A 22,756-nucleotide genomic window follows, 5' to 3' on the forward strand; every position below is an offset into this window, starting at 1 on the left:
GCCATGCGCCTGCCCACGGCCGCCTCGGGCGCGGCCACGACGTCGAAGAAGGCCGTATCCGTCGCGCCCGGGCACAGGGCCAGCACGCGCACGCCGCGGCGGCGATTTTCCGCCCACAACGCTTCCGAAAATGCCAGCACGAAGGCCTTGCTGGCGCCGTACACGGCCATATAGGGATCGGGCTGCAGGGCGGCCGTTGACGCCACGTTGATGATGGCGCCCCGCCCTTGGGCCAGCATGTGCGGCAAGGCACAGTGCGTCAACTCCATGAGCGCCGTGCAATTGACCGTCACCTCGCTGGCCTGGCGCGCCAGGTCGATGTTCTCGAAGCGGCCATGCGTGGCGAAGCCCGCATTGTTGACCAGCACGTCCGGCGGCATGTCCAGCGCGCAGGCCTGCGCATGGGCGTCCCGGGCGGCGCCCGGCAAGCTCAGGTCGGCCACGAGGGCATGGGCACGGATACCGTGGCGCCGGGAAAGTTCGGCGGCCAGGCTGTCGAGCGCGGTGCCGGATCGGGCCAGCAGCAGCAGGTGCGCGCCGCGCGCGGCCAGGGTTTGCGCGAAGACGCGGCCGATGCCGGACGAGGCGCCCGTGATCAGCACGGTCTGGTTTATATAGTTGATGGTGGTCATGGCAAGAGTGTCGTAATGGAAGGTGTTTTCACTGTAAACTGTGGTCTTTAGTCCACTGTCAACGAAAAAATCATGCGCATTGGTGAAATCACCCGCCTGACGGGCGTAACGAAGGATACGGTGCGCTTTTACGAGCGCCAGGGACTGCTCGATGCGGCGCCGCAGCCGGGCATGACGAATAACTACAAGGAATATTCGGCGCAAGCCTTGCGGCGCATCGAACTGATCGGCCACGCCAAGGCGCTGGGGTTCACACTGAAGGAAATCGCCGAAGTGATTGCCGTATGGCAGGAAAATACCCTCGATGCGCACACCAAGCGCGCCATGCTGGAAACCAAAATTGCCCAGATCGATGACAAGGCCCGCTCGATGGCCGTGCTGCGCGCCGGCCTCGTCGACGCGCTGGCCAAGGTGGAAACGGGCTGCGACGATGGCGCGCCGGACGCCACATTCAAGGATAAACAATGAGCAACTATTACACGCAATACCGCCACCTGGCGCTCGACGGCGCCAGGCCGGCGCCCACGGCGCAAGAGATCGCCGCCATCGAAGCCTTGCTGGAAGCGCCCTTGCCGCCCGCCTTCCTGGCCTTTTTACAGGTGGCCAACGGCGCCTATTTCGACTACACGTGCGACGTGCCCGATGGCGAGGGCGGCGTGGAAAAAATGGGCTTCAACACCTTTTTCAGCGCTGACGAGGGCGATTTCTGCGATGAAACCCTGGTTGGCGAGATCCGCGCGGCGCGCAAGCACATGTCGATGCCGGCGCAAATCCTGCCGTTCGCCCGCGATGGCGGCAATTCCATGGTCTTTCTGGACTTGACGGCGGAAGGCGGCGGCCGCGTCATGGGCTATGTGCAGGAATTGCCGGGCTGGACGGGGCGCCGCGCCCACGGTTTCATCGAACTGGCGCCCTCGTTCGACGCCTGGCTGGACAGCCTGTACATCGACCGCGACACGGTGCTCGACGAACTCGAACACAGCGTCTCGGAGCCATCGCACCTGGAAGCGATGGCGCAGTGGCTCGATATCGGCATGCCGGCCTGGCGCCAGGATGCCGGCATCGCCGCCATGTTTGCTCTTAAACAAGTCCAATTGTGCGCTAGCGAACAGGAGTAGTCCTACGGGAAGGACCGTGCGCGTCCTATGGGTGTGCGCAGGCTGCGGGCTTAACATTGTCGCCAGCTTGCAGAAAACACCACTACGAAAAGGATATCCCATGCGTATCTCTACCACCAGTTCCCGCGCGCCCACCCTGAAGAGCGTGGCCATCGGCGCCGCCGTGGCGCTGCTGAGCGGCATCGCCATCAACAGCATCGCCGCCGCTGCCCCGGGCGCGTACGACAGGCAGTTCCTCAGCAAGGCAGCTGACGCGGGCAGCACGGAAATTGCCGCTAGTAAAGTAGCGCAAAGCAAGAGCAGTAATGCGGAAGTGAAGAAATTCGCCGACGCCATGGTCGCCGATCACACGAAGGTGGCCGAGGAATTGAAACAGTTGGCCAGCAGCAGGCAGATCGAGGTCAGCGACGAGCCGGGCGCGAAGCACAAGGCGCAGATCGCCAGGCTGAGCCGTCTGGACGGCAAGCCGTTCGACACGGAATATGCGGCCAGCATCGGCGTGGCGGCGCACCAGGACGCCGTCAAGCTGTTTACGGAAGCGAGCCAGAAGGCCAGCGATCCCGCCATCAAGGCCTTCGCGGCGAAGACCTTGCCGGCATTGCAACATCACCTGGCAATGGCCAACGCCCTGCACGCGGCGCTGGCCAGGCAGGCTTAGTCTGCGGGAACCTACTTGCTGTGCGTGCTGTACAGCAAGTATTCTCCCTCTTGACATACAATGCGGCAACTTTGTTTTCGGCTACGCGACGACCCCATGCAGCTACTCAAAAAGACCGGCCTGATTGCCGCCGCCATCCTGTTCCTCATCCTGCTGGCAGGCTGGCTCTTCATCAAGGTGGCGGCGGCCCGCAATGCGACGGTGTACGCGCAGCAATGGAACGCCAGCGGCAACTGCGTGATCAAGACCTTCGTGCCCCACTATGGCGGCGGCGTGCCGCAGAACATCGTGCGCGCATTCAGCACGTCCACCTTCTTCCGCGTGTATCACAAGGATGGTACCTTGCTGGAAAGTACGGAATGGGTGCTCGACATGCATGAAGACGGCATCCTCGACCATGCCCGCTGGGGCCAGAACCGCGCCATCTATCCGACCGACATGGGGTACGAGGGCTGGACCCTGCCCGAATGCGCGTGAGCGGAGTAGCCTGATGCCAAAACACAAGGGATTGCGCGGCCCCTGGAGCGACGCCCTGTACGCCCCCACGCTCCACCATTTCCTCGGCCCCTTCGACGTGTATGACCGCGAAGAAACCCTGGGCGTGGAACTGGAGACCCACGACATGAACGATCCGGCCCAGCGCGCGGCGCTGATACGGCGCGACATCACGGGCCAGTACAAGGAGCTCAGCTACCGCCACCGCCATGCGCTGCTGGACGTGCTGGCGCGGGCCCTGCAAGAGCCCGGCTACGATTTCCAGGCCATCCTCGAACATGACCCCGAAAGCACGCACGCCCTGCCCGCCTTGTGGGACGAGATGGACGATCCGCGCGCCTTCTTCGCCGATATCTATCGGCTGGCGCGCGAAGACTGGCGCGATGACCTGGCCCGCGCGGCGGCGGAAGACCCTGCCGACTGGTGAGGTGGCGCGCGGACGCGGCGCCCGCACGCGGTGCGCGCGCCACACTAGCGTGGCGATAGCCGGTCGCCTCCCTTCCCCTCTGAAACCGCGATCGCGGCCATGTGCACGCGGCGTTGCAAAAATGCTCGCAATAAATATTTTTTACTGCTGAGCACATGCGTGCCGGCATCGCGCTAGTATGCGACGTCGGCGCTCCGATAAGCGCCCCCGGCGCGCCGGTTTCCCACCGGCCGCCGCCTGCCGCCATGAGAAGGAGACCGTCATGTCCAAGCTTGCCCCTGCCATTTGCCTGTCGCTCGCCGTCGCCTTCGGCACGCCGCCACTGGCCGCCAGCGCTGCCGAGGGCGGCGCCACGCGCGCCGATGCCGAAGCCATGGTCAAGAAAGGCGTGGCCCATATCAAGAGCGCCGGCGATGCCAGGGCGTATGGCGATATCACGGCCAAGTCGCCGCAATTCATCCTGCACGACCTGTATCTGGTCGTCTACAAGCTCGACGGCACGGTCGTCGCGCATGGCGCCAATCCGAAAATGGTGGGCAAGAACTTGATCGAGTTGAAGGATATCGACGGCAAGGCCTTCGTCAAGGAGCGCGTCGACCTGGCCAGGAGCAAGGGCAGCTTCTGGCAGGAATATAAATTCACGAATCCGGAAAACAAGAAGATCGAACCGAAGGTGATGTATTGCGAAAAGCTCGACGAGACCGTCGTTTGCGGCGGCATCTACCTGTAGCCGGCCGCCGCGCCGCCGGTGCCGGGATGGCAGTCCACAGGGGCCAGCCGTGAAAATCGCGCACAAGATGCTGATCGTGCCGCTGGCCGCGCTGGCTTGCCTGCTGGCCATGGGAGCCTTGTCCTATGTCGGCATGCAGCAAAACGAGCAGCGCATGCGCGGCTTGAAGGATGTCACGCTGGCCGCCGAACGCCTTGCTAACAAGCAGGTTATTGCCCTGAGCCAGGTGCATGCGGACGCGTATGCGCGGATCGCCATCGCCGCCAGCCTGTCGGAAGCGCAATTCAAGCAATTCGGCGCGCACACGGACGGGCAGCTGAACGCCATCGCGCAAGGCTTGACACAGTTGAAGACGTATCCAGGCGCCGCCACGGAAGCGGCCCAGGCCTTGCCGGCCGTCGAACGCTACCGGTCCAGCGTGGCGCAGGCGCTGGACCTGGCCTCGATGGATCCGAATACGGGCGTGGCCGCCATGCAGAATGCCGCCACGCACTACCAGCAAGTGCGGACCCAGTTGCGCCAGGTGCTGCTGAACCTGGACAGGCGCACCGCCGACGCGCTGCAGGATACCCGGAGCGCGGGCCAGCGCGCCGCCTGGCTGCAGCTCGGCACGATGGCGCTGGGCTTTGCCGTGCTGGCACTGATCGCGACCTCGGTCGCGCGCTCCGTGCTGCGCCCCATCGCCGAAGCCTGCCGCGCCGCCGTATGCCTGGCCGCCGGCGACCTGACGACGCGCATCGAGGTGCGCAGCGACGATGAAGTGGGCAAGCTGTCGCGGGCGCTGGCCACCGTCTTGAACAACTGGAACACCTTGCTGGGCGATATACGCCAGGCCGGCGCCACCATCACCGTGGAAGCCGGTGAAATCGCCCTGGGCAATGCGGATTTGTCGGCCCGCACCGAGTCGCAAGCGCAATCGCTGCAAGAAACGGCATCGTCCATGCATGCCTTGACCGGCACCGTGCGCGAAAACGCCAGCCATGCGCACCAGGCCAACCAGATGGTGCTGTCGACGTCGAACGTGGCGCTGGAAGGCGGTCGCGTGGTGGGCCAGGTGGTCGAGACGATGGGCTCGATCAAGGCCAGTTCCGGCCGCATCGTCGATATCATCGCCGTCATCGACGGCATCGCGTTCCAGACGAATATCCTGGCCCTGAACGCGGCCGTGGAAGCGGCCCGCGCGGGGGAACAGGGTCGCGGCTTCGCCGTCGTCGCCACCGAGGTGCGCGGCCTGGCGCAGCGTTCGGCCACGGCGGCGCGCGAAATCAAGCAGCTGATCGAGGATTCGGTGGACAGGATAGAAACGGGCAGCCGGCTGGCCGACAGCGCCGGGCGCACCATGGGCGAGATCGTCGCCGCCGTGCAGCAGGTGACGGCGATCATGAACGACATCACGGCGGCCAGCGAACGCCAGAGCCAGGGCATCGAGCAAGTCAACAGTGCCATCACCGACATGGATGAACTGACCCAGCGCAATGCCGCGCTGGTCGAACAATCGGCCGCCGCCGCGCAAAACATGCAGGATCAGGCTCGCGACATGCTGAAGGTGGTCGACGCCTTCCGCCTCGGTGATGCGGCGCGGACGCTGCTGCCGCCTTAGCGCGGCGGCAGTACCGCCGCCGCGCAAGCCTGCATTTTCTGGCCCGCCGCCACCAGCGCGGGATCGGCCTCCCGCTGCAAGACCTTGCCCATGCTGTTTTGCTCATGGTAATCGCCCAGCATGGCGGCATACAGATAGATCTGGTCCTGCCTGCGCCAGGTGCCGCTGTTGCCGGGGCCGGGAGCGACAGGCGCGCCGGCACTGAAGAAACTGTACAGGCCGCCGACCTTCTTCTTGTGCAGCCATTCCATCAACTGCACGATGCGGTACTGTTCCAGCAGGCTCAAATCGCCGACCTTGCCGCCGGCCAGCGCGTAATACAGTTCCAGACGGGCCATCCAGTTGCCCTTCTCGCCTGCAGCCACCAGCGCATCCCAGGCGGGGCCGGCCCGCACCTTGCGCACGTCGCGCGGCGCCGCCATCCAGGCGGCGACGGCTGTCTGGTCCGGCACGGGGCCATAGTCATCGGGGGTGCGACAGACGAACTGGCGCACGTCGGGGACGCCCTCCTTGAATTCGTCGGCGATGTAACGGGCCACCTTGTCGCCGATGCCCAGCAGGCGCTTGCCATAGCCTTCCAGGGTCCAGCTGGCAGGCAGGCGGCCCAGCCAGGCCAGTTCATCGTCGTTGGCCCGCGCCGCCACCGCATAGGCGGCGATCTTCGCCTGCATCTTCACTTCCTTCTGCTGCTCGGCCAGCTTGAGCGCATCCTGCTCTTCGTCATAGCGGCTCGTGGTTTTCGCCAGTTGCACACAGTCGAGGAAAGCCTCCGGCGCGCCCTGCCAGCATTGCGCCGGGACCTTCAACTGCCAGCGCATGCTCACTGTTTTCAGGATATAGTTTTCTTCGCCCTCCTCTGCCCTGACATAGGCGCGTCCATCGGCCTTCGTCACGCCTTTGCTCAGCTGCTTGCCGCCGGCCGTGCTCCAGGTATACGGATCATCGTTTTGCGGCACGCCGGGCACGGCGTACAAGGTCAGGTAGTGGCCGGTTGCGGGAACGGCATCGGCGGCCTGGGACAGCGGCGACAACAGGGACAAGGTCAGCAGTGTACTTTTGGATAACAGTTTCGGCATGAATCAAGAGGGTCGATAAAGGAATCAATGGAGGTCGGTATGGCAGGCACAGTCGTGGCCGCTGGCCGCCTCGGACAGGTTTTGCAGGATGGCGCAGTCTTGCGACGGCTGCGGCTGGTCGCACTGGTGGCGCAGGGTCACCAGTTGCTGCTGCAAGGTTTGCAAATTGGCCATCTGCTCGGCGATGCGCAGTATATGGTGGTCGAGCAATTCATTAACGCTCTGGCAACCTTCGGCCGGATTGTTCTTAAATTCCAGCAAGGCGCGGATATCGGTCAGGCCGATCTGCAGCGAGCGGCAATGGCGGATGAATTGCAGCCGCTCCTGGTGCTCTTCCCTGTATTCGCGATAGCCGGCGCTGTTGCGGCCGGGCTCCTGCAGCAAGCCCGCCTTTTCATAGTAACGCACGGTTTCCACGTCACAATCTGTCCGTTTGGCTAGTTCTCCGATACGCATGGCATCCCCTTTTCATTCCAATCTGCAAATTCCGCTTGACCCTGTAGCGGCTACAGGGTTTCTAATGGAAGCATACACGAAACCGGAAGGACGCTGCGATGCCGCACGATACACACGCTCACGACGATGCTCATAGTCACGACCACGCTCACGGCCACGGGCCTGCCCCTGTACCGCAGGCTGCCGGCGCAAGCTGCTGCTCGCATCAGCATGCCTGTTCGGCAACACCCTCAGCCCAGGCCGCGCCCGCCTTGCCCAGCACAGCTATTGATGGCGCGCACACGGCCAAATACCGCATCGCGAACATGGATTGCCCGACGGAAGAACGCCTGATCCGCAACAAGCTGGGCGGCATGGCCGGCGTCGTCGGCCTCGATTTCAACCTGATGAACCGCGTGCTCGACGTGCACCACACCCTGCCCTCGCTGGCCACGGTGGAAGCAGCCCTGCACGGCATCGGCATGCAGGCCGTGCCGATGGAAGCCGGCGCCGCCATCGTGCGCGCCCCGAACGAAGGCAGCCTGAGCGGCATGCAAAAAGGCTTGCTGGTGGTGTCCGGCCTGGCCGCGGCCGGCGCCGAGGCGCTGGCGTGGACCACGCACGAAGACAGTTCGCCGCTGGTGATCGCCCTGGCCCTGCTGTCGATCGCCACGGGCGGCTGGCCGACCCTGAAAAAGGGCTGGATCGCCCTGAAAACGTTCACCCTGAATATCAATTTCCTGATGAGCCTAGCCGTGATCGGCGCCATCGCCATCGGCCAGTGGCCGGAAGCGGCCATGGTCATCTTCCTGTTCGCCATCGCCGAGCTGATCGAAGGCTTGTCCTTGAACCGCGCGCGCAACGCCGTGCAGAGCCTGATGCAGCTGGCGCCCGACGTGGCCACGGTGGCCGATGCCAGCGGTGCCTGGCAACAGGTGCCCGTGGCCACGGTCGCCATCGGCGCGGCCATGCGCGTGAAGCCGGGCGAGCGCATCGCCCTCGATGGCGTGGTGGCCAACGGCGAGTCGTCCGTCAACCAGGCGCCGATCACGGGCGAAAGCATGCCGGTCGACAAGGTCGTGGGCGACGTCGTGTATGCGGGCACCATCAATGAACGGGGCGTGCTCGATGTCACGGTGACGGCCAACAGCGGCAACAGCACGCTGGCGCGCATCGTCAAGGTGATCGAGGAAACGCAGGGCAAGCAGGCGCCCACGCAGCGCTTCGTCGACCAGTTCGCCCGCTATTACACGCCGGCCGTGGTGGTATTTGCCGTGCTGGTGGCCATCGTGCCGCCGTTGCTGCTGGGCCAGCCCTTCATGGCCTGGGTCTACAAGGCGCTGGTGATGCTGGTCATCGCCTGCCCGTGCGCGCTGGTCATTTCCACGCCGGTGACGGTGGTCAGCGGCCTGACGGCGGCTGCGCGGCGCGGCATCCTCGTGAAAGGCGGGCAATTCCTCGAGACCGGCTATCGCCTGAAGGCCATCGCCGTCGACAAGACGGGAACCTTGACCATGGGCAAACCAGCCGTCACGGACGTGGTGGCGCTGACAGGCAGCAGCCGCGACGCAGTCTTGCTGCTGGCGGCCAGCCTGGACGCCCAGTCCGCGCACCCGCTGGCCGCCGCCATCGTCAAGGCCGGCCCGCCCGCCGGCAGCCACTTGCCGGTCAGCCAGTTTGCCGCCCTGAACGGACGCGGCCTGCAAGGCACGATGAACGGCCAGACGTATTACCTGGGCAATGCGCGCCTGATGACGGAACTCAAGGTGCTGACTCCTGAACTGCAAGCCATCCTGGCGCGCCTGGAACAGCAAGCCTACACGGCCATGGTGCTGGCGACGCCGGCCGGCGCGCTGGGCGTGATCGCCGTAGCCGATGTGCTGCGCCCGACGGCCGCGGCCGCCATCGCCCGCCTGAATGCGCTGGGCGTGACCACCGTCATGTTGACGGGCGATAATTTGCTGACGGCGCAGCGCATCGGTGCCGAGGTCGGCGTCAGCCTGGTGAAGGCGGAATTGTTGCCGGAAAACAAGCTCGATGAAATCAAGGCCTTGCAGCAGCAGTTTGGCGTCGTCGCCATGCTCGGCGACGGCGTCAACGATGCGCCTGCCCTGGCGCAGGCCGACATCGGCTTCGCCATGGGTGCGGCCGGCAGCGACACGGCCATCGAGACGGCCGACGTGGCTCTGATGGACGATGAACTGGGCAAATTGCCCGAATTCATCAGCCTGAGCCAGCGCACGCGCAGCATCCTCGTGCAAAACATCAGCTTTGCCATCGGCATCAAGGCCGTCTTCTTCGGCCTGGCGCTGGCCGGCATGGCGACCTTGTGGATGGCCGTGTTCGCCGACGTGGGCGCCAGCCTGCTGGTGGTGGCAAACGGCTTGCGCCTGCTGCGTGGCAGCAAGGCCAAATAAATCCACGTGGAAAACTTTCCATCTGGACAATTGGTGTAAAAAACGCTACTTTGGCGGCTGTTCTCCACCGCAGCCAAAGTAGCCGATGCCCCCTCTGTACCGCCTCGCCATCCTCTCCGTCCTGCTGGCCGCGCCGCTGGCCGGCAAGGCAGCCCCCCTGCTTTTCACGCCCTGCTCCGACACGGCCGTCCCCGGCAGCCTGTGCTCGGGCTTGAACGTGCCCGGCAGCTATGACGAACAGGGTCGCGCCATCGGCGACAACGATGCCATGCACGTATTCGTGCGCAAGATTGCCGCTGACGTGCCTGCCGGCCAAGCCGCCAGGGGCACGCTGTGGCTGGTGGCGGGCGGCCCCGGCGAATCGGGCGCTTCGTTCTACAACTTGCTGCCCACCCTGCGCCGCGGCTTTCCCGGCTTTGAATTCCTGATCCCCGACCATCGCGGCACGGGCCATTCTTCGCGCCTGTGCAAGGTGGAGGAGTCCGAACGCAGTCCGGGCGGCCGCGCCCTGGCCGGCGCCGAATGGGCCAGCTGCTTTGCCGGTATCAAGCTGATGCCGGATTACGCGCACCAGTTTTCCATCACCACGGCCGCGCGCGACCTGAAGGCCCTGCTCGAGGGCCAGCACGCAGCCAAAGGCAGACAGCCGCCCGTGTATGTATACAGTGTGTCGTACGGCACGCAGCTGGTCTTGCGCGCCTTGCAGCTGGGGCCATTGCCCGTCAACGGCGTCATCCTCGACTCGCTGGTGCCGCCGCAAACGGATGCGCGCTGGGATTTGAGCCAGCGCTCGCAGGTGGTCGATGCCGTGGGCAGGCAGGTGCTGGCCCGCTGCGATGCGGATCCCGCTTGCCACGCGGCACTGGGGGAGCCGGCCGAGACGCTGTACCGCCGCGTGCTGGACAAGGCGCAGGCCGATTCCGCCGTGCTGGCGCAGATTCCCGGCAAGAACCTGAAAAACTTTCTGGGTGGCATGCTCGACGTGCCGGCCGCGCGCGCCCGCATTCCCTATCTGCTGCGTGACCTCGACCAGGGCGGCGACGCGGAACTGGCGGCCGTGCGCGCCACCCTGAACGAGGCGGCGGCTAGCCTGGGCAGCTATCCGCAGTCGCCGCTGTCGATTCCGCTGGTGAGCATCATCAGCAATTCGGAAAACAATCTGCAGCCCTCGCTGCGGCCCACCCTGGCAGCCGTCGACATCGACCGCGAAGACGCCGATTTGCTGTTTACCAGCCCGCTGCCGCGCATCCTGCTCGCTGGCGGCCTGCCCAGCTATCCGCGCGACCGCTATTTCGGCGCCTTGCCGGAAAACATGCCGCCAACCCTGGTGCTGCACGGCACCCTGGATCCGAAGACGCCCTATGCGGGCGCGCAGGCACAGGTGAGCGCCCTGACGCAGCGCAAGGCCGGCAAGGTGGCCTTGTCCACGATCAGGAATGCGCCGCATTTCATCCTGTGGACGGCGCCCGCCTGCTTCGAGCAGGCGAGCCTGCGCTTTATCGCCGGCAAGCCGGCACACGATTGCACGCTGTAGTTTCCTGCCTTCACACCATATAAAGGTCCATATGCGCAAGACTTGCCTGGCATTCCTGCTGTTTTCCTCTCTCGGGCTGGCGCACGCGGCGCCGGCCCCCGCGTGCCCCTCGCCCGCGCAGCCTGTGCGCGAGCAAGGCTATGTGCCGATCAATGGCATCGAACAATGGATCACGATCACGGGCGCGCGCTGCAACAATCCCGTGATCCTGTTCATCCATGGCGGCCCCGGCAACCCGCTGAGCCCGTTCGCGGATGCCATCTATGGCAGCTGGCAACAGGATTACACCCTGGTGCAGTGGGACCAGCGCGGCGCGGGCATGACCTATACGCAGCAGCGGCCGACGGAAGATACGCCCCTGAGCCTGGAGCAGATGCGCGACGACGGCATTGCCGTGGCCCGCTATCTGCAGCAGCACCTGGGCCAGCAAAAGGTCATCCTGATGGGCAGTTCCTGGGGCTCCATCCTCGGCACCTACATGGCCAAGGCGCGACCGGAGCTGTTCCATGCCTATGTCGGCACGGCGCAGGTGGTCGATGCGCAGCAGAACATGGCCGATATGTATGGCCGCGTCCTTGCGCTGGCGCAGGCGGCAAACGATACCCCGACGGTGGACAAACTGGCGGCACTGGGCCCGCCGCCGAGGCGCGATCCGCGCAATTTCGGCATCCTGCGCCGCTTCGACCGCAAGTACGAGGCGCTGGTGACGGATGCGCCGCCGAAACACTGGTGGCAGCCGGCCCCGTTCTACGCCACGCCGCAGGCGCTGGCCGACGCCGAGGCGGCCGACGATTATTCCTATATCCAGTTCATCGGCATGCGCGGCGACGGCATGTTTTCCAAGGTGGCCCTGCCCGCGCTGGGCACGCGTTTTGAGCTGCCCGTGTTCCTCGTGATGGGCGAGGAAGACTTGCTGACCTCCGCCCCGATTGCGCGCGCGTATTTCGACAGCATCACGGCGCCGCACAAGAGTTTTACTTTGGTGAAACGGGCCGGACACGACCCCAACCAGGCCGTGCTCGACGCCCAGTGGCGCATCTTGCGCGAGCAGGTGGCGCCGCTGCTGCGCTAAGCCTTCTGCTAGCCTGAATGGCAAGCGGCCCGCCGTTTGCGCGGCGGGCCGGTAAGGATGGCGCTCGCTCCGGCCCTGCCAGATCAAGCCATGGCGCGGGTGGCGCGACGCGCCTTCAGGTGCAGGTAGCGGATGGTCGCGGCGGCCGCGATCAGGATGGCCGAGGCCGTGGCCAGCACGACGATGAACGCCTTGTCGAAGGCGGAGCGGGCCAGTTCCGACACTTGCAGGCCCAGCTCGGCTGGCAATTGCTCGGCGGCCAGCAGTGCCGCATCGAGGGTGTCATGGGCGTTCGGCAGCAGGCCAGCGCTTTCCGGGATCACCAGGGTGGCGCTGTAGACAGCCGACAGGATGGTGCCCAGCACCGTCACGCCGATCACGGCGCCCAGCTCGTACGATACTTCCTCGATCGAGGCGGCCATGCCGGCCTGTTGCGGCGCCACGTTCAGCATCACGGCGCTCGAGGCGGCCGTCATCACGGCACCGAGGCCCAGGCCCAGGATCACCAGGCTGGCCACCTGGGCCGAAACGGCGGCGTCATGCAGCAGCAGATAGCTGGCCATGCCGATGCCGGACAGCAGCAGCGAACCCCACAAGACCTTGGCCTTGTCGGCGCGCGGCAGCATGAAGCCCGTCAAGGGACCGGCAAACACGGACGCCAGCGGCAGCGGCAACAGCAGCAAGCCCGCTTCCAGCGGCGACAGTTCGCGCACCAGCTGCATGTGCTGGCTCAGCGCCAGTTCCATGCCGATCAGGGCGGCGGACGCCACCATGGCGGCGGCCACGGCGCTCGAGAACGGCAGTTCGCGGAACAGGGCGAAGTCGATCAGCGGCTTGGACTGGCGCTTCTGGCGGCGCACGAACTTCAGCATGAAGAAGGCGCCCACGGCGAACGAGGCGGCGGCCAGCGCATACGACGGCTGCGACTTGCCCAGCTCCTTGATCGCGTACACGCCACCAAGCAGACCCATCATGATTTGCAGGGAACCGACCAGGTCCCACGGCTTGTCGCGGTTACCGGCCCGTTTCGGCAGGATGACGGCGGCCAGCACCAGGGTCAGCACGACGATGGGCACGTTGATCAGGAAGACCGAACCCCACCAGAAATGCTCCATCAGGAAGCCGCCGAGCACGGGGCCGAATGCGGCGCCGCCCGAGGCGATGGCGGCCCACACGCCGATGGCGAACGAGCGCTCGCGGTTATCGGTAAACGTCAGGCGGATGATGGACAGGGTGGCCGGCATCATCAATGCGGCGCCGATGGCCAGCAGCACCCGGGCAAAGATCAGCCATTCGGCCGCCGGCGAAAACGCGGCGCTCAGCGAGGCGATGCCGAACACGGCCAGGCCGGCGAGGAAAACGGGTTTGTGGCCCAGGCGGTCACCAAGGGTGCCGAGGCCAGGCAACAGACCGGAGACGACCAGCGCGTACACGTTGATGATCCACAGTTTTTGCGAGGAAGTGGCCTGCAAGTCGCGCGTCAGCGCGGGCAAGGCGGTGTAGAGCACGGTCATGTCGACCACGATCAGGAACAGGGCGCTGGAGACGATGGCCAGCGTCAGCCATTTTTTCATTGAATGCATGGGTAACTCATTGCTTTATAGTTTAACTTTTAACAACTGTCTGTTTGGATGAATTTGGTGCTGCGCAAATATTTGCGTTCCAGGCTGCCACGGGCCTGGGCTGGTCGGGGGCGGCGGGCGTCAGCCACGGTCACCATCCTTGTCATCCACGGCGGCCGAAACCGCGACGGCATCGAGTTCGCGCAGCATGACGACGGACACCTGCTTGAAGCCGCGGCCCTGGAAGAATTTCTGCGCCGTCAGGTTGTGCGCGCCGCATTCGAGGAACAGGCGGGCGATGCCGTGGCTGCGCAGTTCGGTCGACACCCATTCCACCAGCAGGCTGCCGATGCCGCTGCCGCGCACGGAGGGCAGCAAGACCAGGTCGTCGAGCGCGGCGAACGATTTCGAGGCGCGCTGGCGCGTGTCGATGGAGACGAGCGCCATGCCGACGATGGCCTCGCCTGCCGTGGCGACGGCCAGCAGCGTCGAATCGCCATGCTCCCAGTCATGCGACAGGGCGGCGCGGATTTCGCCGCGTATCACCTCGGGCAGGTCCGCGCGCCAGTTGCCGGGCGCATCGGCGCGCTCGCCCTGCAGCTCCGAATGGGAGATATAGTCGGCGCTGACGTTATCAAGGTAGAGCTTGCACAGCGCGTCTTCGGCGGTGGCGTCGTGACACCAGCTGAAGCTGATGGCTGGGGTACTGGCTTGAGCGTTTTTCATGGCGGATCTCGTGTTATTGAATGTAAAACACATTTTATGTCGCCCCTGAATGGCATTCAAGTTAAAATCCATCTGTAAAACAGATAGGTGAATGCCATGCAATGGACTTTGGAACAAATGCGCTACTTCGAAGCGGCCGTCGCGGCCGGCTCTTTCTCGGGCGCGGCACGCCGGCTGGGCCGCGCGCAATCGGTGGTCAGCACCTCGATCGGCTTGCTGGAAGCGGAATTCGGCGTGGAACTGTTCGACCGCTCGCGCCGCAGTGCCGTGCTGACGGAAGCGGGCAAGGTGATGCACCTGGAAGCATGCGAACTGCTGCGCCAGGCCGAACGGCTGCAGCTGCGGGCCCAGTTGCTGAGTGCGGCGCCCGAAGCGCAGCTGACCCTGGCGCTGGACGAAGCCCTGCCCTACCTGGCCATCGGCACCCTGGTCAAGGAACTGGCGGCGCGCTATCCGGCGCTGGAGCTGGTGATGCTCAACGCCACGGCGTCCGAGGTGGCGCAATATGTGGAGCAGCAGCAGGCCGACGTGGCCTTCCACTTCGACCGCGGTCCCATCTCGCCCGTACTGGAACAGCAGCACATCGGCAGCGTGGCGCAAGGCGTGTTCGTGGCAAAAGGCCACCCGATGGCGCACGGCCAGGAAGTGAGCCGCAACGAGCTGACCCGTTACCGCCAGCTGATCATGGATTCCGAGCTGAACCGCGAACACGCGTTCAGCCCCGCCGTCTGGTTTTCCGACAGTTTTTATAGCATCGCGGAAATGGTCGCGGACGAGCTGGGCTGGGCCATCCTGCCCCTGAACATCGCCAACTACGACAATTACAAGGGCTATTTGCAGGAAGTGCCCTGCCCCGCCCTGGCCCTGTCGCGCCTGCCAGTGCGGCGGCTCTCGATCCATGGGAAGAAGCTGAGTGAGACGAGCTTGTGGCTGACGACGCGGCTGGCGGAATTGCTGCTCGACGGGCCGAGGGGATGATATTTTTTGGCAATAATGACGGCGTGACGGAGGATGCGCCGCACATTGCCTGCTCCATTACCGATTCAATGACCTATTGATATGAAAGGATTTGCATGATTAGCAGCATGGTCGTCAGCAAGTGGTTCGACATGGCGAAAGACGATGCCGTGGAAATTGATGCTGCCGACATCAATCACGAAGCGATGAGCAATATGTGGCGCTTTTCGCCCACGGACGAGGAAACGCCGGAGATCACCGCGGCGGATATGAGCGCGTTCATCAGCGAGCTGGTCGCGGCGCGCAGCAGCGCGCTCGCTGGCGAGGAGATGCTGTTCTATTGCTGGCACGATGCGCAATGCCGGCAGCTGCGCTTCAGCCTGGTCTCGCGCGCGCATGGCCGGCTGCCGTTTCGCTGCGAAGTGCGCGAAACGCAGGATCTGGCGCTGATCGTCGACCGTGTGGTGGACGGGGACTGGCGCAACGAAGACTATATGCAAGCCCCGCAGGAGGACGGCGACGCGCAGGAGCAAGCGCCGTTCATCCTGCCCGTATTTGTCGTGCCGGTGCCCTAGAAATCAGCGCGGCACAGGGTCTTTACGTCATTTACGCCAGGAAACGCGCAGGCCGGCAAGCGTTCAACGCTGCCGCTGGCTGGCCATCGACGATTTCCTCGCTGACAAGTTGGCCCACGATCGCCGCCAGCACGACGCCCGGATGCATGGCGCACACATACACGCCGTCCACTTGCGGCAGGTAGCCGATGACGGGAATGCCGTCGGCGGGCATGGGACGCAGGCCGATGCAGGCCTGTTCCGGTTCGATCGCATCGGCGCCCGCCAGTTCATGGCGGATGGCGCCGGCCGTGCGCTGCGCCATGGCCGCGGGCTGGTTTTCCGGCGTGTCGTCCAGATAGTCTTCCGCCGCCAGCAAGCCGCCATCCGCGCCCTGCCGCACTTCCATGGCATGGCTGGAGATGATGCTGCGCACCAGCCCGGGCGGCGCCTTGTAGCGCATGAAGATGGCGGGCGAGGCGTGTATCGGCAGGTTCACGTTCAATTTTTCTGCCAGGCTGGCAGTGGCCGCGCCGGCCGCCAGCACCACCACATCGGCGGCGAGGAGGCCGCTGCCCGTTTCCACGCCCGTCACCCGCCCATCCCGGATGGTAAAACCCAGCACCGGCGTGTGCGTGCGGAGCGTCGCGCCATGGGATACTGCCGCCGCCAGCAAGGCATGCGTGGCGGCCACCGCATCGAGGGCGCCATGCCCGGCTTCATACACGGCCTGCGGCGGCGGCTTCTTCAGATGTGGTTCCAGCCGCGCAATCTGCGCGCTGTCCAGCAGCATGGACGAGGATGACGGTGCCCTGCCCTCGTCCGTGCCATACGACAAGGCGCCCGTCCAGCGCACTTCCAGGCCGGGCACCTGGGTTTCCAGGCGCCGGTAGGCGGCGACGGCCGCGCCGCGCAAGGCGGCAATCGGATCCGGTCCCGAATATGCGGTGTTAATCCAGGCAAATGAGGTACCCGTCACGCCCGAAGCGATGCCGCCCGCCTCGACGACCGTGACCTGCGCGCCCTTGCTGGACAGGTGATACGCGAGCGACGCCCCGACGATGCCGGCGCCGATGACGATGATATTTTTAGGGCCCTCATGACGCATATGCGCTTGCCTTTATTGATTGTTGGATGCTTTGCCGGCTACCGTCCCGAGCGCGGATTATAGCGTTGGCTGGTGGCAAGCTCGTTCGCTGAACACCTATAAATTGTCGCGGATCAATTCGCCACCGATGGCCAGGCCGATGGCGGCGCCGAACGATGGCGCTCCAGCGGGGCGAGGTCGCCGAAATGGACGCAACGGCCAGCTGGATACGGCGACGCGCGCTAATCGGGCAGGAAACTATGGGGCCGCCGTCCCAGCCGATGGCCACGACCTGGGGTCCCAGATAGCGCTCGATATGCATTCCATCTCTCTCAATGTGTGACACGATATTCTGCCCGCCTCGTGTTGACATATTTCGCTTGTTTTATTACGCATACGTAGTAGTATACTCCGCATGCGTACCAATATCCCCACCCCATCCGATAGCACCGAAAACGTCGATGCTGCTGCCTGCCCGCTGGGCGAGCGCTCGCCGCGCCTGTTCAACCTGCTCAACCTGGCGCGCCAGAACCTGTTTCGCTCGGCCGATGCCGTATTCACCAGCGAACTCGGTTACTCCGGCACGCAAGTGGTGGCCCTGTTCGCCCTGAAGGGCGAGGAAGGCTGCCAGCTGAAGGACCTGGGGCGGGCGCTGCAATTGAAAAACTCGGCCGTCACGGGGCTGGTGGCGCGCATGGAAGAAAACGGCCTCATCGTGCGCGGCCAGTCGGCGCTCGACGCCCGTGCCGGCACTTTGCACATGTCGCCCAAGGGTGGCGCCGTGCTGACCGACGCCCTGCCCCTGCTCGACAGCCTGAATGAACAACTGAAGGCGGGTTTCAGCGAAGCGGAACTGGCCATCGTCGCCCGCTTCCTGCTGCATGCCTCGCGCCTGCGTTTCGCGCAGGATATCTGAATTTCCATCCGTTACCACCCACAGGAGTCATCCATGCATCCGAACGACATGACAGGCTTGCAACTCATGCAAGCTTTCGCCCAGGGCCTGTTTCCCCGCCCCGGCATTTCCAAGACCATGCCCATGGACGCGCAAACGGTCGAGCACGGCCGCGTCATCTTCACGGCCACGGCAAATGACAACCACACCAATCCCATGGGCGGCGTGCACGGCGGTTTCGCCGCCACCGTGCTCGACACGGTCACGGGGTGCGCCACGCACACCGTCTTGCCGGCCGGCGAAAGCTACGGCACGACGGACCTGAACATCAAGATGTGCCGTCCCCTGCCCTTCAACGTGACGCTCTATGCCGAGGGCAAGGTCATCAATGCGGGCCGCAACCTGGTCATTTCCGAAGGCGCCATCCGCGACGAGGCCGGCAAACTCTATGCGCACGCGACGGCCACCTGCATGATCATCCGCCCCCGGGAGCAAGCCGCCGCATGATACGGCCAGGCACCCTCGAGGAAGCCTGGCAGGTGCTGCAGGCGATCCCTGAATTCGACCAGCCGCGCACCGTGGCGCAGCTGCGGCAGCGGCTGCCCGCCGATGCGCTGATCCTCATCGCGGAGGAAGACACCGGGCCCGCCGGCTGCAAGCTGGCCTACCGCGCCGACGATGGCTCCCTATATAGCTGGCTCGGCGGCGTGCTGCCCGCGTATCGCAAGACGGGGCTGGCGCAGCGCCTGCTGGAATACCAGGAAGCGTGGGCCGGCGCGCATGGTTATCCGGCCGTGACGGTAAAATCGATGAACCGCTATCCCGCCATGCTGCGCCTGCTGATCCGCAACAGCTATCGGATATGCGCCGTCGAGCACTTTGGCGACCCTGCCAAGGAGCGTATCCATTTCATCAAGCCGTTGTCCTGCAGTAGCTAGAACTCTTTTGATCCATAGGAATATGTTGGGGGCCTGGGTGTCTTGCCCGACGCCTGGGGTGCGGTCTCGTCGTTGCCTGATGCAGCGACGAGATCGGGTTTGACCTGTCTATCTCCCTGCCCTGCAGACACCGCTGCCGAGTTCCATTCACCGTCTCTCCGAGCGCGATGGTCAGCGCGGGAATTTATACCGCACCAGCAGCGTAGGTCCCTTGCCGCCAGGTGGCGTCAGCACTATCTCGTCACCCGGCCGCATCTCTTCATACATCACCGTGCAACAGGTCGGCATCGAATGGCCGCGCGCCGGATAAATGCCAACGTCGGTGTGCAGGGTCGCCGCGCGTACGTCCACGCTGGACTTGCCGGTCTTTTCTTCTTCTTGCAGCAGCTTGCGCAGTACGGTGACGAAGTCCCCTTTACTGAGTCTGGCAGGTGCCTGGTTTGCTTGCGGGCGAGCGGTGGCGTCGTTTTTCATGGCAGTTTCTTTCAGTGTATACATTTCCGCCACTATATCATTCGCCCCCAGCATCACGCCAACGAGATGCCAGCCCGGAGCGCCTAATGAGTCGCCACCAGCCGCTTCAGCGCGGCACCCGTCACTACTTCGTCGACCGTCGTCGTTCGCCTACATTATTCTCCATGCCTTAAGATGTCAATTTGACGTCCAGTTTACCTTGCACACCCAGGAGGCAACATGACAGTTAAGCGTATGGACAACGTCGGCATCGTGGTAGAGGACATCGATGCCACCATTGAGTTCTTCACCGAACTTGGGCTCGTTCTCGAAGGGCGCGCCCCGGTTGAAGGAGACTGGGCGGATGGCGTCACCGGACTGCACGGCATGCGCGTCGAGATTGCCATGCTGCGGACGCCGGACGGTCACAGCCGTCTCGAGTTATCGCGTTTCCTCGCGCCGCCCGTGGTCGCCGATCACCGCAACGCGCCAGTGAACGCGCTCGGTTACCTGCGCGTCATGTTTACCGTCGAGGATATCGACGATACGCTCGACCGGCTCGTCAAACGCGGCGCAAAGCCAGTGGGCGAAGTCGTCCAGTATGAAAACATGTATCGGCTCTGCTATATCCGCGGCCCAGAAGGAATCCTCATCGGGCTTGCCGAACAGCTCCTGCAGAAGCCGTCCTGAGGCCATTCCACAGGACGTTGAGCACCAAAGGATGGGCGCCCAAGCCGTTAGTGACGCAGGCCGGCGCGAACAGTCGGCTACTCGCCCTGTTCGCCGCCTGACTGATGCAATCATGGGGCGTTGAGCGATCCCCTGGGTGACTACGCCGATTTCGCAGACCGTGCATCCGCCATGAGCGAGGAGCCGGTCTTCAGCAAGCGCTCCCCAACGCCTTCCTCTGCCGGAGCTGCACCGCCAGGTTTTGCTGGACGTCCTCAAGCGGCCGGCTTCTTCTTCGCCTTCAACAAACTGCCGGCCGCATTTTCTTCGAAGCGCCCCGCCTCTTCTATATAGCCATGCACGGTGCCGTCGTGGCGCCAGCCGCCCTGGCGCTTGATGGCCTGGAAGTCGGCGCCGGCCCGGTGCGCGCTGGTGGCCATGCCGCGGCGCAGGCTGTGGCTCGACAGGTCCGGCACGTAATCGAGTCCCGCCAGCTTCGCGCAGCCTTCGAGTATCGTATTGATGCTGCCCGCGTGCAGCCCTTGCGCACTCACATGCCCCCATTGGTTGACGGGGCGCAAGAGCGGCCCCGTGCGGATGTGCGCGGCCGCCAGCCAGGCGCGCAAGGCCGTGGCCGGGCAGCAGATGCCGTCGCCAAACGGAATCGCCTTGACGATGCCCTCGCCCAATTGATCCGTCTTCGAGCGCGGCAAGGTGATCACCATGCCCTGCGGCTCCCAGCCGATATCTGCCAGCTGCAATCCCGCCAGTTCGCTGCGGCGAAAGCCGCCAAAAAATCCCAGTTGCAGCAAGGCGCTGTCACGCAAGGCCTTGATGCTGCCCAATGCCTGCAATTGCGCCACGATCCGCTCCAGGTCTTCCAGCGGCAAGGCCTTGGCCTTCTTTTTCGGCTTGCCGTGCAGGCGCGCGATGCCGGCCAGGGTCTTGCGCACGGTCGGCGTGGACGCGGGGTCGGCAAAGCCCTGGTACGCATGCCATTGCGACAGGGCCGTCAGGCGCAAGGCCAGGGTGCGGGCGTTCAGGCTGTCCGCATACGCCATCAGGTAGCGGATGACGGCGGACTCATCGGCGGGCAGCGCCCCGCCCCACACCTGGAAGTGGCGGATGGCCGAGCGGTAGCTGCGGCGCGTGTTGTCCGAGGTGGCGGCGGCGAGAAACGCCTGGTGGCGCGCGGCCAGCTCGGCATCGACCAGGCCGCCATGTGCCGGGGCCATGGCGGTGACAGCGAGCGCCAGGGGCGCCGGCGCAGTTTTCGGCAAGGCGGCACGGCGTTGCGGGAGGGGCAGATCGGGCATGGAAGGGCTGAAATCACGCTGTTGTACTGGAAGGACCACAGAATACCATGCGCAACACCCCCATAACATGCGATAAGCAATCTTATCGCGACTTATTTCTTATAAAAATTCGTAAAATTTATCTCGTAATATTATTCGATATTACGTATCATGTAATACGTTATTAAATTTAGCTCATAGGTGATTCCATGGCCCGCACCGGCATTCTGTACTCTGATGTTATGAAAGCAGCCCAGATCGTCGCTGCCGATGGGCGTAATCCCACGGTCGACAACGTGCGCGAAGCGCTGGGCAGCACGGGCAGCAAGAGCACCATCGCTCCCCTGCTCAAGCGCTGGAAGGAAGAGTTCCAGGGGGCGGGCGCCGTGAAGACGGAATCCGGCTTGCCGGCCGAACTGATGGAAGCGATGCGCGGCGTGTATGACAAGCAGCAGCGCGACGTGGCGCAGCAGCTGGAAACGGGCATGCGGCAAAACCGCGCCGAACTCGACGCGGCCACGGAGAAATTGAAAAAGACGGAACACGAACGGCTGAAATTGACGGAGGCGCGCGCCGCCCTCACCCAGGAACTGCGCGCCACGCAGCATGCGCTGGCGCAACTGAAGGAAGAGCACCATTTCCGCGCCGTTACCCTGGCGACCCTGCATAGCGATAACGCGGGCTTGACGCAGCGCCTGGCGGACCGGGGCGAGGAAATCGCCGCCCTGCACCGCCAGCTGGCGCAGGTGCGTTCGCAGTTCGACCATTATCAGGAAGCCTCGGCCACGCAGCGCAGCGAGGAACGGGCCCAGGCGCAGCAGCGCGAAAACCGGCTGGAGCAGGAAAACGCCCAGCTGCAGCAGCGCCTGCAAGGCCAGCAAGCCACCCTGGTGCAGCAGGACATGCGCCTGAGCCAGCTGCAGACGGAACAGGCGCGCCTGGCCAGCGAGGCGGCCGCCGACCGCGAGGCGCTGGCCAGCGTGCGTCCCGAGCGCGACCAGTTCGAGTTCCAGTACCTGCAGGCGGCAGCGTCCGCCGACGCCCTGCTGGCCAAGCTCGATACGGCCTTGCAGGCGCTGAACGACGCCAGGGTCGCGCTGTCCGCACAGGACCGCCAGCTCGAGATGCTGGCGCAAAACGCGCAGGCGTCGCAGCAAAAGGCCGAGGCGCTGGCGCTGGAGCGCGACGGCTTGCTGCGCGAACATGCGGGCATGGCGGCGCAATTGGCGCAGATCTCGCTGCATGCGCGGGAGAAACGCGATGTTTGAGGCTCTTTAAAGGTTTGGGCGATGTATGACGGCACGCGCACGGGCATTGCCGGCTACCGTGGCCAGCCGCATTATTTCGCCCGTCCGATGACGGACGACGGACGACGGCGAAGACTATGCGCAGCAGACGCTCTCTGCAGAGATACGCTACAGGGCGT

The 22,756-nt window shown here is 64.5% G+C and carries 25 protein-coding genes; 17 read left to right on the forward strand and 8 right to left on the reverse strand.

The window, feature by feature from the left end; translation table 11 throughout:
- Positions 1-632 (reverse strand): SDR family NAD(P)-dependent oxidoreductase (locus tag AC1RDJ_RS07505; RefSeq protein ID WP_493027108.1); only part of this gene is annotated, 632 nt, incomplete at its 3' end.
- Between the two features lie 72 nt (positions 633-704).
- Between AC1RDJ_RS07505 and AC1RDJ_RS07510 the strand changes: the two genes are divergently transcribed.
- From AC1RDJ_RS07510 to AC1RDJ_RS07540, 7 genes are all read left to right on the forward strand, one after another.
- The gene (locus AC1RDJ_RS07510; RefSeq protein ID WP_071323629.1) at positions 705-1,100 is read left to right on the forward strand and encodes a MerR family transcriptional regulator; all 396 of its coding nucleotides are present in this window, start codon (positions 705-707) and stop codon (positions 1,098-1,100) included.
- A complete protein-coding gene (locus AC1RDJ_RS07515) occupies positions 1,097-1,750 on the forward strand; it encodes an SMI1/KNR4 family protein (RefSeq protein ID WP_493027109.1) in 654 nt (217 codons plus the stop codon). The genes AC1RDJ_RS07510 and AC1RDJ_RS07515 overlap by 4 nt, the downstream gene beginning before the upstream one ends.
- A 100-nt stretch (positions 1,751-1,850) precedes the next feature.
- A complete protein-coding gene (locus AC1RDJ_RS07520) occupies positions 1,851-2,408 on the forward strand; it encodes a DUF4142 domain-containing protein (RefSeq protein ID WP_289886741.1) in 558 nt (185 codons plus the stop codon).
- Positions 2,409-2,504: 96 nt separating this feature from the next.
- Positions 2,505-2,885, forward strand: a complete 381-nt coding sequence (locus tag AC1RDJ_RS07525) for a hypothetical protein (protein WP_493027110.1) — start codon at positions 2,505-2,507, stop codon at positions 2,883-2,885.
- 13 nt (positions 2,886-2,898) lie between these two features.
- Positions 2,899-3,330 (forward strand): hypothetical protein, encoded by a 432-nt coding sequence (locus tag AC1RDJ_RS07530; RefSeq protein ID WP_493027111.1) that lies wholly within the window; start codon positions 2,899-2,901, stop codon positions 3,328-3,330.
- A gap of 262 nt (positions 3,331-3,592) precedes the next feature.
- On the forward strand, positions 3,593-4,060 hold the full coding sequence (locus tag AC1RDJ_RS07535) for a cache domain-containing protein (protein WP_071323634.1): 468 nt from the start codon (positions 3,593-3,595) through the stop codon (positions 4,058-4,060).
- Positions 4,061-4,109: 49 nt separating this feature from the next.
- Positions 4,110-5,660: a methyl-accepting chemotaxis protein gene (locus AC1RDJ_RS07540; protein WP_232251268.1), complete on the forward strand. Its 1,551-nt coding sequence runs from the start codon at positions 4,110-4,112 to the stop codon at positions 5,658-5,660.
- Here the strand turns inward: AC1RDJ_RS07540 and AC1RDJ_RS07545 are convergent.
- Both AC1RDJ_RS07545 and cadR read right to left on the reverse strand, forming a co-directional pair.
- The gene (locus tag AC1RDJ_RS07545) at positions 5,657-6,736 is read right to left on the reverse strand and encodes a hypothetical protein (protein ID WP_493027112.1); all 1,080 of its coding nucleotides are present in this window, start codon (positions 6,734-6,736) and stop codon (positions 5,657-5,659) included. The genes AC1RDJ_RS07540 and AC1RDJ_RS07545 overlap by 4 nt on opposite strands.
- Before the next feature lie 24 nt (positions 6,737-6,760).
- Positions 6,761-7,192 (reverse strand): Cd(II)/Pb(II)-responsive transcriptional regulator, encoded by a 432-nt coding sequence (gene cadR / locus AC1RDJ_RS07550; RefSeq protein ID WP_071323636.1) that lies wholly within the window; start codon positions 7,190-7,192, stop codon positions 6,761-6,763.
- 98 nt (positions 7,193-7,290) lie between these two features.
- On the opposite strand from cadR, the gene AC1RDJ_RS07555 reads away from it, so the two are divergent.
- From AC1RDJ_RS07555 to AC1RDJ_RS07565, 3 genes are all read left to right on the forward strand, one after another.
- Entirely contained in the window at positions 7,291-9,588 is a 2,298-nt protein-coding gene (locus AC1RDJ_RS07555) for a heavy metal translocating P-type ATPase (RefSeq protein WP_493027113.1), read from the forward strand.
- An 85-nt stretch (positions 9,589-9,673) separates the two neighbouring features.
- Complete coding sequence (locus AC1RDJ_RS07560; protein WP_493027114.1) at positions 9,674-11,122, forward strand: alpha/beta hydrolase; 1,449 nt, start codon at positions 9,674-9,676, stop codon at positions 11,120-11,122.
- Positions 11,123-11,153: 31 nt separating this feature from the next.
- The gene (locus tag AC1RDJ_RS07565; protein ID WP_493027115.1) at positions 11,154-12,194 is read left to right on the forward strand and encodes an alpha/beta hydrolase; all 1,041 of its coding nucleotides are present in this window, start codon (positions 11,154-11,156) and stop codon (positions 12,192-12,194) included.
- Positions 12,195-12,277: 83 nt separating this feature from the next.
- Here AC1RDJ_RS07565 and AC1RDJ_RS07570 read toward each other — a convergent pair whose 3' ends face one another.
- Complete coding sequence (locus AC1RDJ_RS07570; RefSeq protein ID WP_269466324.1) at positions 12,278-13,768, reverse strand: MFS transporter; 1,491 nt, start codon at positions 13,766-13,768, stop codon at positions 12,278-12,280.
- Positions 13,769-13,897: 129 nt separating this feature from the next.
- Positions 13,898-14,482 carry a GNAT family N-acetyltransferase gene (locus tag AC1RDJ_RS07575; protein ID WP_493027116.1) on the reverse strand — a complete coding sequence of 195 codons (585 nt, stop codon included), beginning with the start codon at positions 14,480-14,482 and terminating at the stop codon, positions 13,898-13,900.
- A 96-nt stretch (positions 14,483-14,578) separates the two neighbouring features.
- Between AC1RDJ_RS07575 and AC1RDJ_RS07580 the strand changes: the two genes are divergently transcribed.
- Positions 14,579-15,460, forward strand: a complete 882-nt coding sequence (locus AC1RDJ_RS07580; protein ID WP_071323640.1) for a LysR family transcriptional regulator — start codon at positions 14,579-14,581, stop codon at positions 15,458-15,460.
- Positions 15,461-15,555: 95 nt separating this feature from the next.
- A complete protein-coding gene (locus AC1RDJ_RS07585) occupies positions 15,556-16,014 on the forward strand; it encodes a hypothetical protein (RefSeq protein ID WP_493027117.1) in 459 nt (152 codons plus the stop codon).
- A gap of 31 nt (positions 16,015-16,045) precedes the next feature.
- Here the strand turns inward: AC1RDJ_RS07585 and AC1RDJ_RS07590 are convergent, their stop codons facing one another.
- Positions 16,046-17,101, reverse strand: coding sequence for an NAD(P)/FAD-dependent oxidoreductase (locus AC1RDJ_RS07590; protein WP_493027118.1), 1,056 nt, complete (start codon positions 17,099-17,101; stop codon positions 16,046-16,048).
- Positions 17,102-17,495: 394 nt separating this feature from the next.
- Here AC1RDJ_RS07590 and AC1RDJ_RS07595 point away from each other — a divergent pair, with 394 nt between their 5' ends.
- The 3 genes from AC1RDJ_RS07595 to AC1RDJ_RS07605 are packed head-to-tail and all read left to right on the forward strand — an operon-like array spanning position 17,496 to position 18,913.
- Positions 17,496-17,996, forward strand: a complete 501-nt coding sequence (locus AC1RDJ_RS07595; RefSeq protein ID WP_493027119.1) for a MarR family winged helix-turn-helix transcriptional regulator — start codon at positions 17,496-17,498, stop codon at positions 17,994-17,996.
- Between the two features lie 33 nt (positions 17,997-18,029).
- Positions 18,030-18,482 carry a PaaI family thioesterase gene (locus tag AC1RDJ_RS07600; protein WP_289886753.1) on the forward strand — a complete coding sequence of 151 codons (453 nt, stop codon included), beginning with the start codon at positions 18,030-18,032 and terminating at the stop codon, positions 18,480-18,482.
- Positions 18,479-18,913: a GNAT family N-acetyltransferase gene (locus AC1RDJ_RS07605; protein ID WP_493027120.1), complete on the forward strand. Its 435-nt coding sequence runs from the start codon at positions 18,479-18,481 to the stop codon at positions 18,911-18,913. The genes AC1RDJ_RS07600 and AC1RDJ_RS07605 overlap by 4 nt, the downstream gene beginning before the upstream one ends.
- Before the next feature lie 171 nt (positions 18,914-19,084).
- On the opposite strand, the gene AC1RDJ_RS07610 is transcribed toward AC1RDJ_RS07605, so the two are convergent.
- Positions 19,085-19,387, reverse strand: coding sequence for an HNH endonuclease (locus tag AC1RDJ_RS07610; protein ID WP_493027121.1), 303 nt, complete (start codon positions 19,385-19,387; stop codon positions 19,085-19,087).
- Positions 19,388-19,606: 219 nt separating this feature from the next.
- Between AC1RDJ_RS07610 and AC1RDJ_RS07615 the strand changes: the two genes are divergently transcribed.
- A complete protein-coding gene (locus AC1RDJ_RS07615) occupies positions 19,607-20,056 on the forward strand; it encodes a VOC family protein (protein WP_493027122.1) in 450 nt (149 codons plus the stop codon).
- 254 nt (positions 20,057-20,310) lie between these two features.
- Here the strand turns inward: AC1RDJ_RS07615 and AC1RDJ_RS07620 are convergent, their stop codons facing one another.
- Entirely contained in the window at positions 20,311-21,351 is a 1,041-nt protein-coding gene (locus tag AC1RDJ_RS07620) for a site-specific integrase (protein WP_493027123.1), read from the reverse strand.
- Positions 21,352-21,572: 221 nt separating this feature from the next.
- On the opposite strand from AC1RDJ_RS07620, the gene AC1RDJ_RS07625 reads away from it, so the two are divergent.
- Complete coding sequence (locus AC1RDJ_RS07625) at positions 21,573-22,598, forward strand: DNA-binding protein (protein ID WP_493027124.1); 1,026 nt, start codon at positions 21,573-21,575, stop codon at positions 22,596-22,598.
- Positions 22,599-22,756: the final 158 nt, after the last annotated feature.

The organism is Janthinobacterium sp. GW822-FHT07H10, assembly GCF_058798675.1.

Excerpts from the sequence above, each read along its gene's own strand:
- AC1RDJ_RS07510 (WP_071323629.1), top strand. The coding sequence starts at position 705 with ATGCGCATTGGTGAAATCACCCGCCTGACGGGCGTAACGAAGGATACG.
- AC1RDJ_RS07515 (WP_493027109.1), top strand. The coding sequence starts at position 1,097 with ATGAGCAACTATTACACGCAATACCGCCACCTGGCGCTCGACGGCGCC.
- AC1RDJ_RS07520 (WP_289886741.1), top strand. The coding sequence starts at position 1,851 with ATGCGTATCTCTACCACCAGTTCCCGCGCGCCCACCCTGAAGAGCGTG.
- AC1RDJ_RS07525 (WP_493027110.1), top strand. The coding sequence starts at position 2,505 with ATGCAGCTACTCAAAAAGACCGGCCTGATTGCCGCCGCCATCCTGTTC.
- AC1RDJ_RS07530 (WP_493027111.1), top strand. The coding sequence starts at position 2,899 with ATGCCAAAACACAAGGGATTGCGCGGCCCCTGGAGCGACGCCCTGTAC.
- AC1RDJ_RS07535 (WP_071323634.1), top strand. The coding sequence starts at position 3,593 with ATGTCCAAGCTTGCCCCTGCCATTTGCCTGTCGCTCGCCGTCGCCTTC.
- AC1RDJ_RS07545 (WP_493027112.1), bottom strand. The coding sequence starts at position 6,736 with ATGCCGAAACTGTTATCCAAAAGTACACTGCTGACCTTGTCCCTGTTG.
- cadR (WP_071323636.1), bottom strand. The coding sequence starts at position 7,192 with ATGCGTATCGGAGAACTAGCCAAACGGACAGATTGTGACGTGGAAACC.
- AC1RDJ_RS07555 (WP_493027113.1), top strand. The coding sequence starts at position 7,291 with ATGCCGCACGATACACACGCTCACGACGATGCTCATAGTCACGACCAC.
- AC1RDJ_RS07560 (WP_493027114.1), top strand. The coding sequence starts at position 9,674 with ATGCCCCCTCTGTACCGCCTCGCCATCCTCTCCGTCCTGCTGGCCGCG.
- AC1RDJ_RS07565 (WP_493027115.1), top strand. The coding sequence starts at position 11,154 with ATGCGCAAGACTTGCCTGGCATTCCTGCTGTTTTCCTCTCTCGGGCTG.
- AC1RDJ_RS07570 (WP_269466324.1), bottom strand. The coding sequence starts at position 13,768 with ATGAAAAAATGGCTGACGCTGGCCATCGTCTCCAGCGCCCTGTTCCTG.
- AC1RDJ_RS07575 (WP_493027116.1), bottom strand. The coding sequence starts at position 14,482 with ATGAAAAACGCTCAAGCCAGTACCCCAGCCATCAGCTTCAGCTGGTGT.
- AC1RDJ_RS07580 (WP_071323640.1), top strand. The coding sequence starts at position 14,579 with ATGCAATGGACTTTGGAACAAATGCGCTACTTCGAAGCGGCCGTCGCG.
- AC1RDJ_RS07585 (WP_493027117.1), top strand. The coding sequence starts at position 15,556 with ATGATTAGCAGCATGGTCGTCAGCAAGTGGTTCGACATGGCGAAAGAC.
- AC1RDJ_RS07590 (WP_493027118.1), bottom strand. The coding sequence starts at position 17,101 with ATGCGTCATGAGGGCCCTAAAAATATCATCGTCATCGGCGCCGGCATC.
- AC1RDJ_RS07595 (WP_493027119.1), top strand. The coding sequence starts at position 17,496 with ATGCGTACCAATATCCCCACCCCATCCGATAGCACCGAAAACGTCGAT.
- AC1RDJ_RS07600 (WP_289886753.1), top strand. The coding sequence starts at position 18,030 with ATGCATCCGAACGACATGACAGGCTTGCAACTCATGCAAGCTTTCGCC.
- AC1RDJ_RS07605 (WP_493027120.1), top strand. The coding sequence starts at position 18,479 with ATGATACGGCCAGGCACCCTCGAGGAAGCCTGGCAGGTGCTGCAGGCG.
- AC1RDJ_RS07610 (WP_493027121.1), bottom strand. The coding sequence starts at position 19,387 with ATGAAAAACGACGCCACCGCTCGCCCGCAAGCAAACCAGGCACCTGCC.
- AC1RDJ_RS07615 (WP_493027122.1), top strand. The coding sequence starts at position 19,607 with ATGACAGTTAAGCGTATGGACAACGTCGGCATCGTGGTAGAGGACATC.
- AC1RDJ_RS07620 (WP_493027123.1), bottom strand. The coding sequence starts at position 21,351 with ATGCCCGATCTGCCCCTCCCGCAACGCCGTGCCGCCTTGCCGAAAACT.
- AC1RDJ_RS07625 (WP_493027124.1), top strand. The coding sequence starts at position 21,573 with ATGAAAGCAGCCCAGATCGTCGCTGCCGATGGGCGTAATCCCACGGTC.